15 protein-coding genes are annotated in these 20,480 nt (G+C 54.2%); 1 reads left to right on the forward strand and 14 read right to left on the reverse strand.

Annotated elements, in window-relative coordinates:
- Window positions 1-217 precede the first annotated feature (217 nt).
- The 11 genes from KE531_01780 to KE531_01830 all read right to left on the reverse strand — a co-directional run bounded on the left by KE531_01780 (window position 218) and on the right by KE531_01830 (window position 14,907).
- Complete coding sequence (locus KE531_01780) at window positions 218-1,363, reverse strand: 2-hydroxyacyl-CoA dehydratase (GenBank protein MBR9952364.1); 1,146 nt, start codon at window positions 1,361-1,363, stop codon at window positions 218-220.
- A 4-nt stretch (window positions 1,364-1,367) separates the two neighbouring features.
- Complete coding sequence (locus tag KE531_01785; GenBank protein ID MBR9952365.1) at window positions 1,368-2,807, reverse strand: 2-hydroxyacyl-CoA dehydratase; 1,440 nt, start codon at window positions 2,805-2,807, stop codon at window positions 1,368-1,370.
- Window positions 2,808-2,833: 26 nt separating this feature from the next.
- On the reverse strand, window positions 2,834-3,625 hold the full coding sequence (locus KE531_01790) for a 2-hydroxyglutaryl-CoA dehydratase (protein ID MBR9952366.1): 792 nt from the start codon (window positions 3,623-3,625) through the stop codon (window positions 2,834-2,836).
- A gap of 174 nt (window positions 3,626-3,799) precedes the next feature.
- Window positions 3,800-5,569 (reverse strand): glutaconyl-CoA decarboxylase subunit alpha, encoded by a 1,770-nt coding sequence (locus tag KE531_01795; GenBank protein MBR9952367.1) that lies wholly within the window; start codon window positions 5,567-5,569, stop codon window positions 3,800-3,802.
- A gap of 109 nt (window positions 5,570-5,678) precedes the next feature.
- Window positions 5,679-6,485 (reverse strand): CoA-transferase subunit beta, encoded by an 807-nt coding sequence (locus KE531_01800; GenBank protein ID MBR9952368.1) that lies wholly within the window; start codon window positions 6,483-6,485, stop codon window positions 5,679-5,681.
- 2 nt (window positions 6,486-6,487) lie between these two features.
- Window positions 6,488-7,450 (reverse strand): CoA transferase subunit A, encoded by a 963-nt coding sequence (locus KE531_01805; protein MBR9952369.1) that lies wholly within the window; start codon window positions 7,448-7,450, stop codon window positions 6,488-6,490.
- 72 nt (window positions 7,451-7,522) lie between these two features.
- Window positions 7,523-8,662, reverse strand: a complete 1,140-nt coding sequence (locus KE531_01810; GenBank protein ID MBR9952370.1) for a sodium ion-translocating decarboxylase subunit beta — start codon at window positions 8,660-8,662, stop codon at window positions 7,523-7,525.
- 10 nt (window positions 8,663-8,672) lie between these two features.
- Window positions 8,673-9,119 (reverse strand): acetyl-CoA carboxylase biotin carboxyl carrier protein subunit, encoded by a 447-nt coding sequence (locus tag KE531_01815; protein MBR9952371.1) that lies wholly within the window; start codon window positions 9,117-9,119, stop codon window positions 8,673-8,675.
- Between the two features lie 48 nt (window positions 9,120-9,167).
- Window positions 9,168-9,452 (reverse strand): OadG family protein, encoded by a 285-nt coding sequence (locus tag KE531_01820; protein MBR9952372.1) that lies wholly within the window; start codon window positions 9,450-9,452, stop codon window positions 9,168-9,170.
- A 461-nt stretch (window positions 9,453-9,913) separates the two neighbouring features.
- Window positions 9,914-14,173, reverse strand: a complete 4,260-nt coding sequence (locus KE531_01825) for a sortase (GenBank protein ID MBR9952373.1) — start codon at window positions 14,171-14,173, stop codon at window positions 9,914-9,916.
- A gap of 71 nt (window positions 14,174-14,244) precedes the next feature.
- Window positions 14,245-14,907: a hypothetical protein gene (locus tag KE531_01830; GenBank protein ID MBR9952374.1), complete on the reverse strand. Its 663-nt coding sequence runs from the start codon at window positions 14,905-14,907 to the stop codon at window positions 14,245-14,247.
- A 485-nt stretch (window positions 14,908-15,392) separates the two neighbouring features.
- On the opposite strand from KE531_01830, the gene KE531_01835 reads away from it, so the two are divergent.
- Entirely contained in the window at window positions 15,393-16,328 is a 936-nt protein-coding gene (locus tag KE531_01835) for a ketopantoate reductase family protein (protein MBR9952375.1), read from the forward strand.
- Here KE531_01835 and KE531_01840 read toward each other — a convergent pair.
- The 3 genes from KE531_01840 to KE531_01850 form a co-directional block, all read right to left on the reverse strand.
- Window positions 16,325-17,173, reverse strand: a complete 849-nt coding sequence (locus KE531_01840) for a hypothetical protein (protein MBR9952376.1) — start codon at window positions 17,171-17,173, stop codon at window positions 16,325-16,327. The genes KE531_01835 and KE531_01840 overlap by 4 nt on opposite strands.
- Complete coding sequence (locus KE531_01845) at window positions 17,170-18,597, reverse strand: PLP-dependent aminotransferase family protein (protein MBR9952377.1); 1,428 nt, start codon at window positions 18,595-18,597, stop codon at window positions 17,170-17,172. Before KE531_01845 ends, KE531_01840 begins: the two co-directional genes overlap by 4 nt.
- A gap of 111 nt (window positions 18,598-18,708) precedes the next feature.
- A complete protein-coding gene (locus KE531_01850) occupies window positions 18,709-20,406 on the reverse strand; it encodes a glutamine--tRNA ligase/YqeY domain fusion protein (protein ID MBR9952378.1) in 1,698 nt (565 codons plus the stop codon).
- Window positions 20,407-20,480 lie beyond the last annotated feature (74 nt).

Below are 20,480 nucleotides of genomic sequence, written 5' to 3' on the forward strand. Positions count from 1 at the left end.
TTCCTTTGTCATTTGCAGAAACATCTTTTTCACACTCCTGTTTTCATGCGCCCGCGCCTGAACGCAGGCCGTTTCCTTCCAATTCTACCAGACTGCGGCCATTCCGTAAAGGAGTTTTGGCGTCTGGACGCAAATAGGCCCCAGACACACCGCAAACCTGCGGCACGTCCGGGGCCTTCCTGTCACAATACCGTCTGCCCTGACAGACGATGATTTTTTACTGCATGCTCAAAACGTCTGCGAATGCCTGGATTGCAGTCTGAGCCTGACCGAAGTCGCGCATCTGCTGGTCGATGCCGAGCTTGATGTGCGGGATTCCTGCATCGTCAAGAGCCTTCTTTAAGTACGGATACTCCATCTCCTCCGGGTCGCAGAACTGCTGCATGAACAGCACGAGACCCTGGGCTCCGCTCTCCTTTACCATATTGGCAACGAACTCGCCGCGGCGGTTCTTGCTGGACTGCGGATCATAGAGCAGGACATCGTAATCCTGTGCCGCAAACTGCTCTGCAAGAGCCATGATCGGATCCGGATTGAACGGAACGTCCACACGGAAGGAACGGCTCTCATGGGCAACGTCGTCGGCAGCGATGGCGATGTTGTTCTCCTCGAAGGCTGCAAGCAGCTTCGGATTGTCGCAGATAATACCGGACGTAACAACCTTTGTTCCCTTCCAGTCACAGACAGGAAGAGCTGCAAGCTCTTTATTGAGCTCCGTAAGCTTTGCCGTATAAACCGGCTTCTCCATGAACCAGAAAGCCTTTAATACTGCGGAACGCAGCGTCGGCGTGATGACGTCGCAGTGCTCGCTCGCCAGCTTCACGAATTCACGGCGGGCTGCACGGCTCTCGTTGTACACCTTGATGGCGTTCTGGATATCGTCGTTTGTGATCTCGTGGCCGGCAACCTTCTCAAGCTCGGCCTTTACATGATTGTACTGATCCGCACAGAACTGAAGCCCGAAGGACTCGAAGCGGTTCTGCGGATGAGCCAAGAAGATAACAGCCATCTTGTCGCCCATGGAAACGCGGTAGTTCTGGCTCATCGGGCGCAGCGTATCGCAGATGGTCGGCGTGATGATGCCGTCAAGCTGATCCATGGTGCCGTCCAGAAGCATTTCCAGCGCAAGCTGTGCGATGGTGCAGTAGAAGGTCGCGCAGTATTCCTTTGCACGGCTGATGGTCTTTGTGTTGGAGCCCCAGATTCCCATGGGAACCATGCCGGCTGCATACACAAGCTCGTCCGGTGCAAAGTACGGAAGGACACCGATGACCTTCTTTCCCTGAGCCTTATATTCTTCAAGCTGCTGCTTCGGAGTCGCAGCCTTTACTTTAAATTCATCCAATAATGCATTGATACTCATCTGTTTATGCCTCCTTTGCCTGCTTGTTGGCATCCATCGCCTCTACGAGGCCCTGGACACGCGTCTCATACTGAGCGGCGTTGAAGTTGCGCGGGTCAGCCTGGTCGCCGTCGAAGCCTGCACACGGAATGCCAAGATCGTCGGTGAACCGGCGCTGCATCTCTGCCATGTATCCGCTCCACGGCTTGCAGCTTCTGTTGTAGTGAACGAGGACGCCGTCAACCTTGTTGTCACGGCAGATGCCCTCTCTCCAGTCAACGCCCTGCTCGATGCAGACAGAGTTGGGAGCTTTATAGTAAGCGCGGGCCATTTCGTCCATGTTGTTGTAAACGAAGCCGAAGGCCGGTGCATAAACGACAGCCGTTACGTTCACACCGTGCTCTTTAAGCGGCTTGAACAGGGCCGGAAGCTTCGGCCAGCAGGGGATACCCTCGAACATGACGCGGTACTTCTCCGGGAACGGAGTCGTCGTCTCGCCCTTCTTTACCATCTCTTCCAGGTCTTTTGCGAACAGCTCGAAGGCCTCTGCGGTCTCGACTCTCGCACGTGCCGTTACGACGTCAGCCATGTGGTTGAACAGGTCGAAGCCGCTGTACGGAGCCGGCTCGTACTGAAGGTAATCACAGACCTTTAACCATGCCTTTGCGGTACGGTTTGCGTTTGCACATGCCTCTTCAAACTTCTTCTCGTCGAATTTCTTTCCGGTCAGCTCCTCAAGCTGCTTGATGGCCTTGTCGAACTGGGCGCGGACATACTTCACGTTGGAGTCGTCCACCTCAACGGTGTTGTTGTAGGGGATATCCACCATGATAAGCGGAATGTTGTGCATACGTGCGATGTTCTCATACCACTTCGTCATGCAGTTGCAGATGTTGTTGCAGCAAAGGACGAAATCCGGCTGCGGGATCTGCATCTGGCGGATCGGGGAAATAGCAGCCAGGCGGCGCTCCTTCTCCGGGCCGTCCGGAAGGGCATTGATCTCATTTAAGTCATCGAGAACCATGTACGGGCTCTGGGTCTTCGGGTCTTTTTTCGGCTTTCCGGTTGCCTCGTCGATGATGACCTTTCCGTCAGCATCCTTTAACGGCTTTCCGGTGTTCGGGTCGATGATGTATTCGCCTGTCTCCGGGTCAAACTTGCGGGCGCCGCGCTTTCCTGCCGCATAGGCAAGGCTGATGCGGGCATAACCGCAGATATCGTTGTCATAACCGAGATCCTCGGCCGCCTGACAGAGCAGCTCACCGTAGTGGTTTGCAGCGATACCGGCTGCCTGGTTCTCCGGGTACATTACATTAAGGTCAAACGCCGCAGCGAGCTCGCAGGGGAATTTGGATGAAGACCATCCGACTAACTCTCCTCTCGCCTTGGCCTCACGCGCTTCCTTATGGACGTCATCGACAACCTTACGCAGGGCGAGAACGCCAGGACTAACTTGTTTTGCCATAATTTTCATCCTCCATTTTTAGAAATTTATTTCTGACGGCTGGCACCCTGCCATGCAAACAGGGCGGCGCCAAGCGCGCCGTTATACTGAGTCAGCGGGGACGTCTGGATCGGGCAGCCAAGCTCTTCCTCAAGCGCTTTTACAACGCCTGTGTTCTGAGCCACGCCGCCGGTCATGACGACCTCCGGCACAACGCCGACGCGGTGGGCTAATCCCGTCACGCGGTGAGCCACCGAATGGTGGATGCCGTTGATAATATCGCATTTATCGGTTCCCTGGGCAAGCTGGCTGATAACCTCGCTCTCCGCGAAAACCGTACAGGTGGAGCTGATGGCCACATTCTTCTTGGACATGCCGCCGAGACGGCCGAGATCCTTTACTTCCACCTCCAGGACGCGTGCCATGACGTCTAAGAACCGCCCGGTTCCGGCCGCACACTTGTCGTTCATCTGGAAATTCACCATGGCGCCGTTTTCAATATGAAGCACCTTTACGTCCTGGCCGCCGATGTCGATGACCGTATGGACGTTGGGAAACAGGAAATAAGCCCCGCGGGCATGGCAGGAAAGTTCGCTCATCTGCTTGTCTGCAATTCCCATTAAGGAATTGCGGCCGTAGCCGGTCGCCAGGGTGTATGCCATCTGGTCCCTCGTCATACCTGCATTTTCGAGTACCAGGTCGATGGCACGCTGCGGGCCGCTGGTGCCCGCCCCGACATCAATCAGGGATTTGGCGATAATCTCCGTTCCGTCCTTTAAGATTATGCACTTGGACGCTGTGGAGCCAACGTCAATTCCCAATGTATAAATCGCGCTCATACTAACCTCCGGTTTTTCGTCAAACATCGTTTTTTATCTATCAAAGTATAGCACACGGGCCATGCTTCCGCAAGCGTTTCGGCAAATTTCAGATGGATGCCCGCCATGCATTTGGCAGATAAAACAGATATATCCAGACCGGGGATTTTCCCCGGCCTGGACGTCAGGTCAGAATTACGCTTTTTTAAAGGTATCCCACTCGCGGATTGCACGCGGCGTTACCATCTGATGGAACGGGCAGATGGTTTCCGGATTCTGGTAAACAGCCTCCGTGAATGCCTGGATGTACGGACGAAGCTCGTTCATATCGACGATCTCGTCTGCCATGCCCATGATCGTGCAGTATTTCGGACGGGATTTCTCTGTGTACATGTTGATCATGTCGTTCATCTTGTCGATGATCGGCTGAAGCTCCTCGCCTGCCTTCTTTGCCTTTACAAGCTTTCTGGAGTACATGGCGTTTGCAGCCGTCTCGCCCGGCATTACATAGTACTCGCTTGCGCCTGTTGCAAGGGAGAATGCGTTGGTGTTGTTGCCCTGCGGGCCGCCGAGTACATAGTGGGCTGCGGCGCTGGCCTTGCGGAGCGTGATCTCCAGAGACGGAAGCTTGGAGTTCTCGATGGAGTAAATGAGGGACTGGCCAAGTCCAAGGAGCTCTGCCTTCTCTGCATCGTCGCCGACGTCGATACCCGTCGTATCCTGAAGCCAGATAAGCGGGATGCGGTCGCGTGCACAGAGGGTTACGAACTCGTTCATCTTAATTAAGCCCTGACGGTACAGCTTGCCGCCGATGCCGACGGAATTCTGCTTGTACTCCGGATAGTTCATCAAGAGTCCCTGTACGTTTGCGATGACGCCGACTAAAAGACCGTTGACCTTTGCAAGGCCTGTCACCATCTCCGGGCCGTAGCCTTTCTTGTACTCGGAGAACTCAGAGCCGTCGAAGAGACGTGCGATGACGTCATAGACATCATACGGGCGCTTCTGGTTCATCGGGATGATGCTGTACAGGTCGTCTGCGGAGAATCTCGGGTGCTTCGGCTCGTCTACGCGGAAGAACTCCAGGTTGTATGCCGGAAGGTAGCTGATGTATTTCTTGATTCCGTCGATTACGCCGTAGTCGTTCTCATAAACCTCACGGAAGAAGCCTGTCTCGTCATAGTGGATCGGTACGGAGCCCGGTGCCGGAACATGCTGTTTGCTGTTCTCGATCTGGGCTGCGATGATCTGCTCTGCGCTCTCCTCGTCGATGTAGCCCTTCGGGTTCATACCGGAAAGGATGCCTGCGCCGCCGACTGCCATGTTGGCCTGGCTGTGTGCGATCAGGATGGTCGGGGAGATGCTGTGGTATCCGCCGCCGGCCGGGTTCGTTCCGTAGATGCCTACGATAACCGGAACGCCGAGCTGGTTCAATTCAGCATTGCGGAAGAACGGGGTACCGCCGCCTCTTCTGTTTGGATATACCTTGTCCTGGTTCGGGAACTCAACGCCGGAGCAGTTTAAAAGGTACACAAGCGGAAGGTGCATCATCTTTGCAGTATCGGAAGCGCGGAGCAGGTTCTCTGCCTGGCCCGGCACCCATGCGCCTGCCATCTTCTTGTTGTCGGAAGCGATGATGTACACCCATTTTCCATTGACACGGCCGAGGCCGTTGATGATGTTGGTGGTTCCAAACTTGTTGTTCTGCGGATTGTAAAGGCTGTTGAGCGGGCACCAGGTTCCCTCGTCAATCAGGGCGTTGATACGCTGCATGGCGGATAACTGTCCGCGCTCGTTTAACTTTTCTTCGCTGGTAATACCGGCAGCCAGAGCCTTTTCGATGGACTCATGGATATCTTTTTCAACGGCTTTGATCTCCTGCTCGTTCTCCGGGTTCGGGTTTACCAGCTCTTTGCCGATGACCGGCATGTTCTGGAAATATCCAGGCATGGAATAGTAGCCCATTTTTTCTTCCTCCTCTAAATACATGTGAGCCGTCCGGAACGGGGAGTTTCTCCCCGCCCGGCGGCCTTGGGTTTTTACTTCGTGAAGCCGCAGTCTGCGGCGTCATGGTTTAGTTTGCCGGCTCTTCCTTCGGAACCTGAATGAAGGCCTGACCCGGGTCGATCTCTTCGCGGATCATGCGGATAACTTCCGGATCCGGCGGAGCTAACTTCTCAGCTCTCGATACGTCGAGGTCGAAGCCGGTGTTCTCCTGTACTTCCTCAGGAGTCGTCGTCTCATAGTAGCCGGCCAGGTACATTCTCTTGGTCTCGTCGTCGAATTTCAGGATACCAAGGTCGGTAACGACTGCCTGCGGGCCGCGGTTGCCCGGAAGGCCGAGTTTCTCACGTCCGCCAGGGCCATCGATCCAGCCGGGGCTTGTAACGTAGTCGATCTTCTGCATGAATCTTCTCTTCTCATGCTGGATCATGATGATGGTGTTTGCAAAGGTTGCGATTCCGTTTGCACCGCCGGAGCCTGTGAAACGTGTCTTCGGGTTGTGGTAGTCACCGATACAGGTGGAGTTTACGTTTCCGTAGGGGTCGATCTGAGCGCCGCCGATGAAAGCGATCAGGCGGTCGTTGTCATGAAGCCACTCGTTTGCCTCGAAACCGATGAAACGTACATTCGGCCACTGAACGCCGCAGTGAGCCATGAAGCGCAGGTCGCCTACGGAGCGCGGTACCTCAATCGGGGAGCAGTCCATAAGTCCGCTCTCTACGATCAGGTTGCACTTCGGTGCGAATAATCTCTTTGCAACGGATGCGCCGATTAACGGAAGTCCCGTTCCTACGATTGCGATCTGTCCGTCGTGAATGCATTTTGCAAGCGTAATTGCCTGCATCTCTTTATTTGTATATTTTGTATAATCAGCCATAATTAGTCCTCCTTGCTGGCATCTGCCGCATATCCGAAGCCCGGTGTTACCTTTAAGTTGATAAGACGGGTTGCGCCAAGTTTGTTGAGATATTCATCCTGATCCTTAACGCCGTAAACATAGTCGTTTAAGAATACATGGAAGTCTTCCTCAGTCTTGCTGGCTGCGCCGTATGCCTTTAAGAATGCGTTGTCATAGTCATAGTAGCCGTAGCACTGAGTCGGATGAGCGCCGTACGGTACATGGCAGACTGCGCTTACGCAGAAGCACGGAATCTTGGTGACGGTCGGGTCTTTCCGGATTTCTTCATTGCTGATGAGCTCTTCGCAGGTGATGATGACTTTCTTTGCAGCAACTGCGATGTCTACATCGTGGAACTCATCGCCGATGATGATGGCAGTTCCGTCCGGGGATGCCTTCTGAACATGGATGATGGCCGTATCCAGCTTCGGAACCGGAAGGGCAACTACCTTCTCGCCCGGGTTGAAGGGGTTCTCAACATATACGAACTTGTCCTCGGTAAGGCCCGGGATCGTCTTTCTTACTTCCTTGCTGATTCCCCACTCGTCTACCAGGCCGGAACCCATCATCAGGCGCACCGGAAGGTACGGAAGGCCGAGGGAAGCCGCATGCAGCATCAGCATGATGGCATCCTGGGAGTAATCCTCATAGATCAGCTCGCCGCTCTCGATTTTTTTGCGGAACCGGCGGGATACGTTCGTTACGCCGGAGTCTGCCGTATAGCAGTTGATGTAAGCTTTTACGCGGTTCTCGCCGATCAGCATATCCCAGTCGGAACCTGCCGGGCCGGCCCATGCGATGAAGTCCTTCTTACCCTGGCGCAGGATCTCACGGACAGCAGCCATGGGCTTTTTGTTTGTGGTAAAGCCGCCGAAGGAGATCTGGTCGCCGTCTTCCACGTATTTCGCTATTGCTTCCTGTAATGTACACACTTTATTACTCACAATAAAGCCTCCTTTATATAGATAATATAAATGAATCGTTGGTATGTATGGGAGTGAGCCGAAGCTCACTTCCTACTTGAACATGAGCATGAAAAATCCTGCTGCTACGGCGGAGCCGATAACGCCGGCTACGTTCGGGCCCATGGCGTGCATGAGCAGGAAGTTGGTCGGGTTTTCCTGGGAGCCAACCTTCTGGGAAACGCGGGCAGCCATCGGAACTGCGGATACACCTGCCGAACCGATTAACGGATTGATCTTTCCGCCGGTTACAAGATACAGAAGCTTTCCAAGAAGAACACCGCCTACCGTGGAGAAGCAGAATGCTGCAAGTCCCATAACAATAATGGCGATGGTCTGCGGACGAAGGAAGATCTCTCCGTTTGCAGTGGCTCCGACAGTCGTTCCGAGCATGATCGTTACGATGTTGCAGAGGGAGTTCTGCGCCGTATCGGAAAGTCTTGCCGTCACTCCGGATTCACGGAGCAGGTTTCCAAGCATCAGCATGCCGAGAAGCGGTGCTACGGACGGGAGCAGCAGGGAGCAGAACAGAACCACGAATACCGGGAAAATGATCTTCTCAGCCTTGCTGACCTTACGGAGCTGCTTCATGACAACCTGGCGCTCTTTCTTCGTCGTGAGGAGCTTCATGATCGGCGGCTGGATTAACGGGATCAGCGCCATGTAGGAGTACGCTGCCACGGCAATCGGCGCCACCAGATCGGGAGCCAGGTTGTTTGCGATGTAAATCGCGGTCGGGCCGTCAGCGCCGCCGATGATACCGATGGCAGCCGCCTCACCCGGGGTAAAGAGCCCTGTTGCGAGGGCAAACATAAATGCAACGTAGATACCGAACTGAGCAGCCGCTCCAAGAAGAAGGCTGATCGGGTTCGCAATCAACGGGCCGAAATCCGTCATGGCGCCGACGGCCATGAAGATCAGGCACGGGAACAGGCTGGACTTTACGCCGCCGTAAATAATCCGCAGAACGCCGGCCGTGTACCACGGCTCGGACTCTTTCATCAGGTCTGCGAGCGGCAGGTTCGCAAGGAACATACCGAAAGCAATCGGGAGCAGCAGAAGCGGTTCAAACTGCTTATGGATTGCCAGATATAATAAAATGAAGGAAATGAGGAGCATGACGGCCTGCTGCCAGGTCAGTGCGGCAAAGCCTGACTGGGCCAACAGCTCTCCAAAGACAGAAATTATATTCACGCGGCACCTCCTAGTTTAAGGTAACCAGGACAGCACCCGTCTCTACGGTATCTCCGCTGTTTACATTGACAGACGCTACGGTTCCGTCAGCGGGCGCTACAATTTCGGTTTCCATCTTCATTGCTTCCATGATAACAACCGGCTGGCCGTATTTTACTGCATCGCCGACCTTAACTCTGATATCAAGGATCTTGCCGGGCATCGGAGCTTCCACGCTCTGTCCGCCTGCTGCTGCCGGTGCAGGTGCTGCTGCCGGTGCGGGAGCGGGTGCCGGGGCCGGTGCAGGAGCCGGGGCTGGTGCGGGAGCAGGTGCCGGGGCCGGTGCTGCTGCCGGAGTCGGAGCAATGATCGGAGCCGGTGCGCTTACGGAAGCGCCTCTGTCAAGCGGTTTGTAGCCGTCTACTCTTTCGATCTCCACTTCATATCTCTTTCCATTTAATGTAGCAACGTATTTCATAGTTCTGATACATCCTTTCCTTCTCTTTTTAAATTTTGTTCTGCAAGGTTACAGTTCTTTGATGCTTACCACTCGAATCTCTTCGCCTGACAGGCGTGCTTCCTCACTGATCGCCGCGAGAAGCACTGCATAGGATTCCTCGTCAATTCCCGGATCCGGAGCCGGCGTCACGACAGCCGCCTTCGGAGCCTCCGGCTTAATAATCATTCCAAGGATTTTGGATATGATGATGATCGCCAGCGCCAGTGCCACAAGAGCCGCGAATACAACACAAAGCCCAAGGATAGAAATTGAGACGGAATCTAAAAACGTCACTTCCTGACCAACCCACATATACTCACCGCACCTCCTTCATTTTTCTTCCCTTTTCAGGTCAGTTATATTCCATATTGTGGAATGCATTCCATTCTGTTGAAAACATAGAAAGGTTACTATAATTCTTACAGTATCCCCTCACCATGTTAAGCCAGCTTCGTATATCCACAAAAATAGACCCTTATAATATTTTCCTTCTTCTCACTGGATAATGATATCTTTATCATAATGTCATTTCCTCTGAATCTAAAAGCTAAAATACCATAAAAGTCTTCTCCTGACTGTTCCTATGCACTTTACACAATATTGATAGAAACAGTATATCAGTTCCACCCAAAAATGTCAACAAAGGCTGACAAAATTATGACAAAAATTGTTTCTTTCCGCGGCCCGCCCGGCGCTCTTTTCCATGGGTGTTTCTCCGCTATTTAAAAAGGAAAGGGAGAACCCCGTTTTGGAATTCTCCCTCTCCTGTCCTGTTACTGAAGCTGCTCTATGCCTGCTTCGGCTGCCGTCACGGCCGTCTCCTGGGCATTCTGGGCTGCCTGCTTTCTTGCTACAACCACAAGCCTGGTGTTCGTCTTGCTGTCGGCGCACGTCTCAAGGGTAATCAGCTTATCCCCATATGCCGCCGTTACGCCGGTGTCATAGAGGGAGCTTGCCTTTACGTTCTCCACATAATAGTCGAACTGTGCCTTGTTCATATCGCCTACATACTGGTACCACTTGAACACACCCTCGGCCTCTTCCGGATAAACCGGGGCAAAGAAGACAGCCATAACCTCATAGCTGCCGTCCTCATCATAGAGGCTCTTGAAGTCGATGTACGGGTTCTTCGCGCGGAAGGACGGGTACTGGTAGTTCCAGATATAGCCGAACTGAAGGACGCCATTCATGTTGTGTCCATGGATCAGCACATTCATGTCCCCGGCATCGCAGCCCTCACCGATGAACGGGATGCCTACCGCGTCGGACTGACGGCTGAAGTTATGATGCAGATAGTAGTCATAGGGGGATACGGTCTTCATAACCGGGTATCCGAAACCGGTTCCCGGCACGGTGAGCCAGCCCCTGAGGTCACTGTTCTGCTCATAATAGCTCTGAAGCTGCGGAATGATTTCCTTTGTTTCATCCACGGTTACAACCGTATTTTCCTGATCCTCTTCGGCCGTGTAAGTCATGCCCGGCCCGAACTGCTCGTCGCCCATGTTGGGCAGGCGGTTGATCTCCGGATGCGGAGGATCAGAGGATTCTTCGGCCGGCGGTGTGGGAACCTGCGCCGTAGGCGTCGAGGTGCCGCTGCCATGGGACGGCCTCCCGCCGTTTCCGCTGCTTCCGCCGCCTCCGTTATCGTCGTCAGAATCACCAGAGTCTCCTCCCTGAGGCCTGTCCGGCTCATCTGTTCCCGGCTTGTCAGGATCTGGATCTGGTTCTTCCGTTCCTGGCTTGTCGGGATCGGGATCCGGCTCCTCTGTTCCTGGCTTGTCAGGATCTGGATCCGGCTCTTCTGTTCCCGGCTTGTCAGGATCTGGATCCGGCTCTTCTGTTCCTGGCTTGTCAGGATCGGGATCCGGCTCCTCTGTTCCTGGCTTGTCAGGGTCTGGGTCTTCTCCGCCTTCTTCCGTCACCGCATCCCATACAAGGACAAACGGCGAGAAGCCGCCGGAGCCGACCTGGAAGCTGATGCCGGAATCTGCTGTCTCAACAGATACCGTTTCAATTTCGGCGCCTGCAATGTCTGCCGGGTCAAAACCTGTGTTGCCTCCGTCAGACGTGCTGTCGCGGTGGAGCCCTTTAAAGTGCAGAAGCTTAAATTCCGTATTGGAATCCGTCCCCTCCGGGTATGCCCAGTAAATTGTCACCGGCTGCGAAGCCGTGATCCAGACATTTCCGTCGTTGGCGTCCACGAGATCCAGATATTTTAACTCGTAATTTCGCTCTGCGTTCATGGCCGGCAGTCCCAGGTGGCTGTCGGAAGCAGCCTTTAACGGCTGGATCCGCTCTTTTCCGTCTGACGTAATGATATCGTCAAACAGAAGGCTTGGTCTTGCGCCGTCTTTCAGCTCAATTCCCTTGTCGTTGATCGTATAAGTCGTTCCTGCCGGGGCCCATACGGCTGCCGTTCCGGATTCCAGCCCTGTCTGCGGCTTGTCCGTCAGAACGTCTGTCACAGTCTTGCCTGCGTCTGTGTTCTCAACGGCACGCACTGTCAGAACTGCCGGTTCCGTCGTCACCGTGTAGGAAGCGCCGGCTTCATCTTCGGCTGCCACATAGAAGGAGAAGGCATTTTCATGTTCCCCGGCATAAAGCTCTGCCGAGTAGGTTGCAAATAACTCCTGTTCTTCCTGCGGGTCGAAAGCATCGTTTCCAATGGTTTCTCCTGTTTCAGGATTCGTGTAAACCATTCTTGCCGGTTCGGCTTCCCCGACCGTTTCCAGCCGGTAAGTGTTTTCGCCGGCACTTACGGCTTTCCATTCCGCACCCGTATCTGCGTTGCGAAGGGTCAGCTCCTCCGGATTTTCAATACCTGTGATCTCAAATACCGGCTCCGGGATTCCGTTTCCGGATACTGCCCGGCTTACGGACATTGCCCGGCCTGCGGCGTTATGAGTAACGCCTTCGTAGCCGTCACCGCCCACGTAAATCGTCATGTCCACCGGCTTAATATGGATGTTCTCCATCTTCATCCAGCGGAGATTGTCTTTCGTGAGCATTTCATTCTGCTTCACATCATACTGAATGTTGGACGTATCGCCGTCATAGTAGGCATAATATACGTTCCTGGCGGCATCCTGAAGCTTGACCATATGGAGCCCGTCATCTTCAATGGAAACCGTCGATGCAAAGGAACGGTAATTCGCCGGGATCACGAGACATCCGTCCTCGCCTGCAAGAGCATCGACGCCGCCGTCAAGAAGCAGGTTCACAGGATTTTCCTGATCTTCCGTCAGCGTGTCCTCGGTGCCGAACTCTGCAAATCTGCCGTTCAGGATCGCGTCGGTGACGGATTCGCCGCCATCTTTTATCATCCTGTCGACGGCGAATTTTGTGCCGTCGGCGTAGGCTTCGATGTGGGTGCCGTCGGTGATGGTGAGGGAATGTACTGTACAGTCTTCACCTGCACCGATGGCAGCCGCGCCGTAACCGCCGACTGCTTTTACCTCTGCATTGCCGGTAATTGAGATACTCTTCGCATCGTCATTATAGCCGGCTCCGATTCCGGCTCCTCCAGCACCGCCAATGGCAACGACTTTCGCATTGTCTCCGATGGAAACAGCCGTCCTTGCGAGAGGGGCAAAAGCCATGTACCCGCTTCCGATACCAGCTCCATTTGCTTCACTGGCTGCATATACATCTGCATTTCCGTCAATCGTAATGTTGATTTCCGGGTTGCCAAGAGCGGAAGAGGGTCGCATCACAAGTGCACCGCCGATTCCGGCACCGCCACCGCCGCCATTTGCAGTGACCCTACTGTCTCCGCTGATATGAATGTTCCAATCCAGCCAGTTGATCTGTCCGGCGCCGATGGCTGCCCCGGCAAGTATCAGAGTGCTTTCACCATTTTCCGGCATTTCTGTTCTGGCATCCACAACGGCTTCACCGTCAATCACAATCTGATATGGTTTTCCATTGTCACGCGGCATCACAGTAGCGTACATACCTCCGCCTCCAATGGCTGCGGAATACATATCCACATACGCCGTCACTTCTGCATCACCAGTGATGTGAATGATTCCTCCGTCCGGGTTCCCGCTTCTTCCTGCGCCGATGGCCGCTTTTGTAGCTCCCTTCTTACTTGGACTGGGATCCCCCTTCACCGAAACATCGACGATTCCGCCAGATATTTCTATGGTTTCCAGGAGCCCGTCATTCGAATAGGTGCCGCCTCCGCCTACGCCAATGCCGGCGCCGGTTCCTTTTCCACCGATTACAGCCTCAACGCAGACCTCAAGATTTCCTCCATGGACTGCAAGGCTCCCGCTGTTTCCAACGACCCCTTTGACTTCTCCGCCGCCGCCGATTCCGGCGCCGGTTCCGTACTGCTCAATTGAAATATTTCCGTTTTCAATTGTGATGGCGCCAGGCGTCTGCCCTGCATTTCCTCCAATGGAAGCTCCGCTGGCCTCAAAGTCCGTGCTGTCCGGTCTGCCGTTCTGTATCCCAAGGCTTCCGTCCCCGACTACCGTAAGTGCTGCATTCGGCGCCACATGGACAACGGCCTTGTCGCCGCCGGCGTTTTCCAACGTGTTTTCCCCGTCAAGGGTCAGTTCCACATGGCCGCCTGCAATGTCGATCAGGGAATAGGCCTTATCTGCCTCCAGAACTTCCGAAGAAATGGAAAGGCCCGAAATTGTGACCTTCAGCGGACTTTCTTCGCTTCCGCCCCGCAGTGTGATATGGTTTTCCGTGCTTTCTCCTGAAATGACAATTCCTTCCTCCGGAACTGCCCCCAGAACTTCCTCGCCGGCTGACACTTTATTGTTTTCAATGACAATATTTCCCTCAGCGATGGAAACGCTCATGACCGCATCTGACGAGCTTGCCGTCCTATCCGGTTCTTTTGCGTCCGAATTGGAGCCGCTGGCAACACGCACCGCCGCCCCCATGCCATTTGCATCTTTCACCGGGATCTGGACGAGTCCCCCGATATCCGTATCCGCCAGGGAAACCATAACATTGTTCAGCATGAGCGCCGCCGTCAGAATCCCTATGAATACGCGTTTCGCTTTTCGCCTCATAGCTTTTCCTCCTAAATCATAACTTCCCGGTAACTTTTCGTCTCTCCATATTCCGGGATCCTTTTTCTAAATCACCCCTGTCTTTTTTCTCCGAGGCTGTCCTGTTTTTCCAGCCTCTCTTCTTCATGGCCCGCCTGAAACATTTCGTAAAAACGGTTTTCTGCCTCCCGGCGTGCCGTCACGGCCTCCCCATAGGTCAGAAACGTCCCCAGATGGTAAACTTTTCCGCCGATGCCGATGGCCGCTCTCCAGCGGTCCCGCCCTTTGCGATATACGCCCCGGTGCCCGCTGGTATTGTTTGTGTACGTCTTCCGGTTTGCGATCCGCTCCGCACTCAGCCCGCCCGCAGGACGGATGGGCTTTTCCTTCTGAAGACAGCCGCAGCTTTTTGCTGCTCCCGTCCGAAGCTGGATGCCGCGGCAGACGGCAAGATTTCCGCAGTCACAGCGGCAGAGCCAATACTGCTCTTTGTCATCCTGGGCTGAGATCAGGCAGACGGCTGTCAGACGGCCGAACCGCATACCTCTCAAGTCGTTTCCCTTCCCCTGCCGAACCTCTTTCCGATAGCAGCCGCAGCTCTTGGTGTGGCCGTTTTTCAAATGAGACTCCTCGACAATTTTCTCGTTTCCGCAAATACAGTTGCAGACCCAGTACCGGTGCCGGCTATCTCCTTTTTCGGCTCTTTTGACTACGGTCAGATATCCGAATGTCCTGCCTGTCAAATCCTGTTTCATAGCTGCACATACAGCAATGACATAATGTGTATTATGAGATGTTGACTGCTTTTAAGGCCTGAAAAACCGCCCCCCGCCAGACGGCAAAGGCCTGGAATTTCCAATTTTTTCCAGCTTTTCTATTGAAGTTTCCTTGTTCCTGTGCTATTTTTAATAGGAAAGGAGGGAAAGCAGATGCATGACATAATACACATTATGCCGTGTATATGTGTCTTTCCCTTGTGCTTATCCGTATCACATCTTCAAAGAAAAAAACATCCTGCTCCCACACGCTGCCGTATGGGAAATCAGGATGTTTTTCCTATGTTCCAAAACTCCGGAACGCCAATCGGGCCAGGCATTTTGTTGACACCGATCTCTTCTTATATTAAAATGGTGTTGGGGTCAAAAGGATTTTTAGCCCCTTTGATACTGGATTGTTCCGCACTTCGTGCTCCCGGTATCTTACATAAACCATAAGAAAATAAAGGGGAGAAGGTACGATTATGAGGGAAATCAAACGCGTGACCCTGATCGGCCTCGGGGCCATGGGCGTTTTCTTTGCGCCGCGGCTTTCCGGGTATCTGGGGGAAAATTTTAAGATTATGGCAGATGGGAAGCGGAAGGATCGCCTGGAACAGAAAGGCGTTACCGTAAACGGTACCAATTACCGTTTTCCGATCATCACGCCGGAAGCCGACTGCGGGCCGGCTGATTTAGTTATCATCGCCGTCAAAGGCTACGATCTGGAACAGGCCATTCGGGACATCAAAAATCAGGTAGGCAAGGACACCATCATCCTCTCCGTCTTAAACGGCGTTGACAGTGAAAAACAGGTGGCCGCCGTCTACGGCGAAGACCACCTGCTCTATTCTTATATGCGGATCAGCATCGTCATGCGGGACGGAAAAACGGAATTCGATCCCAAAAAGGGCCTGATCCACTTCGGCGACCTGAAAAATGATCCCGAAAACCTCTCGGAAAACGTCCTGGCCGTCAAAAATTTATTTGATGCCTGCGATATTGACTATAAAATTGATCCCGACATGCTGCGCGGGATCTGGTTTAAATTCATGTGCAACGTCGGCGAAAACATGACATGTGCCATGCTCCAGGTGCCCTTCGGCGCGTTCCAGAAAAGCGAGCATGCCAACTTCTTCCGCCGCGCCGCCATGTGGGAGGTGATCCGCGTTGCCAACAAACTGGGCATTGCCCTGGATCAGTCCGACATCGACCGCCAGGAGCACACGCTCTCCCGGATCCCTTACGGGAACAAGCCCTCAACGCTCCAGGATCTCGAGGCCGGAAAGCGCACCGAAGTCGACATGTTCGCCGGCACCGTGGTGGAGCTTGGAAAATCCCTGGGAGTGGAAACGCCGGTCTGCGAGTGCTTTCTCCATGGGATCCATTTAATCGAAGAGAGATTGTTCGGCGGGATTTAACTCCCGCCGTTTTCTTTTCCGCTCTCCTCCCACAAAATCAAATTACTCCACCGAACCGCATCCATCGAATCCTCCGGGATCACATACGCCCGGTCTTCGTCTTCCTGCGACGGAAGCATGTACTCGCTGCTGTATGCATAATACATCCACCGCTCATCTAACACCGTCACGCCCATGCCCGTCTCCATCTGCCAGTGGAGCGAATCCCCGTCACCGTCGCCGGCCGTATAAACCATCGTTCCGTCACAGAGGTTGTCCACATAAACGGCTTCTTTGGATATAAAAGCAAAGCTCCCCTCCGGCTTTTCCTCATAATACTGGTAGCCGGTGACGCCATGGCCATTCATGCGCCCGTCTGACCAGAGCCCGTCCGCATACGTGAACCGCGGCTCATCAAGCACCACCGCCTGCACTGCCAGGCATTCGCCATCCGGCTTTCCCGCCATAAACTCCCCGAAAAATGCCGTATTGTAGCGGGTCAGTACGAGCCCGTACCCCAGAAGCTCCCCGTCCACGGGCCGCATCCGCCATATCACATCTCCCTGGGCCGTCGTCTCCCGGTAAAACAGATACCGCTCGCCGGAAAGCGTCTCCTCGGAGAGCGTCCGGAACTCCTCCTGGCTGCCGTTTAAAAGTCCGGCTGCCGCCTCCATATCTTTCTCTTCCATGGCCTCATAAAGCGACTTGCAAAGCTTCGCCTCCGCCTCCGAGACGGGAAGTTCCGGCTGTGACGGCCGGAGCACCTCTGCCGTCTCCTCTGCGGCCGGCGTCTCCGTCTCCGACGCTGTGTTCCCGCAGGCCGAGAGAAAAAATGCCGCCATGATCAACATCAGAAAATACTTCATTCCTTCCCCTCTTTCCATGCTTTAAGAAGAAGTGACGCGCCTTCCCGTATCGTTTCCTCTTCCAGGTTTGCGTACCCCAAAAGCACCGTCCCTGGATACCGCTCATGCTCCGGATGTATGAAGAAGCCGGAAAGCCCATACACGCGGACGCCAGCCGCAGCCGCCGTCTCCAAAAGTTCCTTCTCGCTCCGCCCTGTCCGGCTTGCAAGCAGCACATGGAGCCCCGCAAACTCCCCGCGGATCTCAAACTCCGGCTCCAGAGCCTTAAGCGCCGCAAGCAGCGCGTCATGTTTTCCCTTATAAATCTCCCGCATCCGGTTCAAATGCCGCTCAAAATACCCGCCGGAAAGGAAACGGCAGAGAATCCGCTGATCCACCCGGGAAACCGTAGACGAATAAAACCACGCCTTCTCCCGGTACCGGGAAAGGAGCCGCTCCGGCAGCACCAGATAGCCGATACGGATGGCCGGCGCAATGGACTTGGAAAAAGTGCCCATGTAGATCACAAGCCCCTTCCTGTCCATGCCCTGAAGCGCCGGGATCGGCTTTCCCTTATAGCGGAACTCGCTGTCGTAGTCGTCCTCGATCAGATAGCGCCCCTCTTTTTCCTCTGCCCAGGAGAGAAGCTCCTGGCGCCGCTTCACCGGCATGACAATCCCCATGGGAAACTGATGGGACGGCATCGTATAGGCTACGGTCACGGGCAGGCGTGAAAGCGCCTCTGCCATGAGCCCGCTTTTGTCCATCTCCACCGGGTACACCGGATGTCCCATGCCGCTGAACACGCGGTAGGCCTGGTTGTAGGTGGGGTTTTCCATGGCAATCCCCGCGTCCCGCCCGAGAAGCTGGGAAAGCAGCATCAAAAGATACTCGTTCCCCGCCCCCACGACAATCTGCTCCGGCAGGCAGTGGACGCCGCGGGCCGCATGGAGGTACTCAGCGATTGCCGTCCGAAGTTCCAGATCGCCCTGGGGCTCGCCCTTTAAGAAAAGCTCCTGTTCCTCCCGCCTCAAAGCTGCGCGGCTGATCTTTCGCCAGGTGGAAAACGGAAACCCCGTCAGGTCGATGCCGCGGGGTGAAAAATCCACGGCATATTCTGCCTTCTTCTCCTGCCCTGCGGCTTTCTCAGGCTTTTCCCCATGGCGGACAGGCGCCTCGGCAAGCGGCGGAAAAATCCCCTCCAGGCTGGCGGCAAAATACCCCTTCCGCGGAATGGCCTCGAGATACCCCTCGGACACAAGCTGTTCATAGGCAAGCTGCGTCGTGCTGCGGCTTACTTTCAGGCTCTCCGCAAGCTGGCGCGTGGACGGAAGCTGCCTGGCGGGGCGGATGCCGCCTGTACGGATCTCTTCCTTAATATAATGATAAATCTGCTCGTATAACGGCCGTTTGTCCTGGCTGTCCAGAGGGATCATTAACTCCATGCAAAAACTCCTTCTTTTCATGCAAGCATGATGCCGCTTGCCGGGCTTGTACAGCAAAAAGGGATGTCCACATAAAACTTCCCTGCGGGCATCCCTTCCCTTTCTCTTTGGCTATTTCGTGATCTTAAAGGAACTCTTTAAGGACACGATCCGGTTGTACACCGGTTTCCCTTCGGCGCTGTCCTTGCAGTCCACGCAGAAGAAACCGTTTCTCACAAACTGGAAGCTGTCGTATGCCTTTGCTTCCATAAGCGCCGGCTCCACATACGCCTCCACAACTTTTTTGGAGTTGGGGTTTAAGTTCAGCGTGCCGTCGGCATTTAACTTTCCCTTCTCCTCGTCCACGATATTTTCATACAGGCGGCACTCCACCTTGCCTGCCTCTGCGGCAGATACCCAGTGGATCGTCCCCTTGACCTTTCTTCCCGTAAAGCCGGAACCGCTCTTCGTCTCCGGATCATAGGTACAGTGGATCACGGTCACATTGCCGTTTTCATCCTTTTCAAAGCCTGTGCACGTCACAAAGTACGCGCTCATCAGGCGCACCTCATTGCCCGGGAACAGCCGGAAATATTTCTTCGGCGGCTCCTCCATGAAGTCCTCCCGCTCGATATAGAGCTCTCTGGAGAACGGCACGAGCCGCTCGCCAAGCTCCGGATTCTCCAGGTTGTTGGGCACCGGAAGCATCTCCGTCTGCCCTTCCGGATAATTGTCAATCACCAGCTTCACCGGATCGAGAATCGCCATCATCCTCGGCTTTTTAAGCTTCAAATCCTCGCGGATGCAGTATTCCAGCATCGCATAGTCCACAGAGCTGTTGGCCTTGGAAACGCCCACCAGATCCACGAAAAGTTTTAAGGATTCCGGCGTGTAGCCTCTTCTTCTCAGAGCGGCAATCGTAACAAGACGCGGATCATCCCAGCCGTCCACGATGCCGTCCTCGACGAGTTTCTTAATATACCGTTTTCCCGTCACCACGTTGGTGAGATAGAGCTTCGCAAACTCAATCTGGCGCGGCGGGTTCTCAAACTCACATTCTCTGACGACCCAGTCGTAAAGCGGCCTGTGATCCTCAAATTCCAGCGTACAGATGGAGTGGGTGATGTGCTCGACGGCATCCTCGATGGGATGGGCGAAATCGTACATCGGATAGATGCACCACTTGTCACCGGTGTTGTGGTGGGTCATATGGGCCACGCGGTAAATGACCGGGTCGCGCATGTTGATGTTGGGCGACGCCATGTCAATCTTCGCACGGAGCACCTTCTCCCCGTCCTTGTACATGCCGTTTTTCATGTTCTCAAAAAGCTCCAGGTTCTCCTCGACACTGCGGTCGCGGTAGGGGCTGTTCTTTCCGGGCGTATTGAAATCGCCGCGGTACTCTCTGATTTCATCTGCGCTCAGATCGCAGACATAAGCCTTTCCCTTCTTAATCAGAAGGACGGCGCACTCGTACATGGTCTCAAAATAGTCGGAAGCAAAAAACAGCCTGTCCTCAAACTCGGCGCCAAGCCATTTCACGTCTTCAATAATGGAATGCACAAATTCCGTCTTTTCCTTCGTGGGGTTCGTATCGTCAAACCGCAGGTTGAACTTCCCGCCGTACTCTTTTGCAAGGCCGGAATTCAAAAGGATTGATTTTGCATGGCCAATGTGAAGGTAGCCGTTTGGCTCCGGTGGGAATCTCGTCTGGACATGGCTGTACACACCTTCTGCCAAATCCTTATCAATCTCCTGCTCAATGAAATTTTTGGAGACGGTTTCTTCTTTTTCTTCTGTTTCTACCGCCGGCTTCGTATTCTCTGCCATATCCATTCCTCCATTTCCCGTTTCTTAATGATTTATCTTATCACATTTTCCCCGATTGATAAAGTATTTTTCAA

The organism is Eubacteriaceae bacterium Marseille-Q4139 (assembly GCA_018223415.1).
Taxonomy (GTDB): Bacteria; Bacillota; Clostridia; order Lachnospirales; family Lachnospiraceae; genus CABSIM01.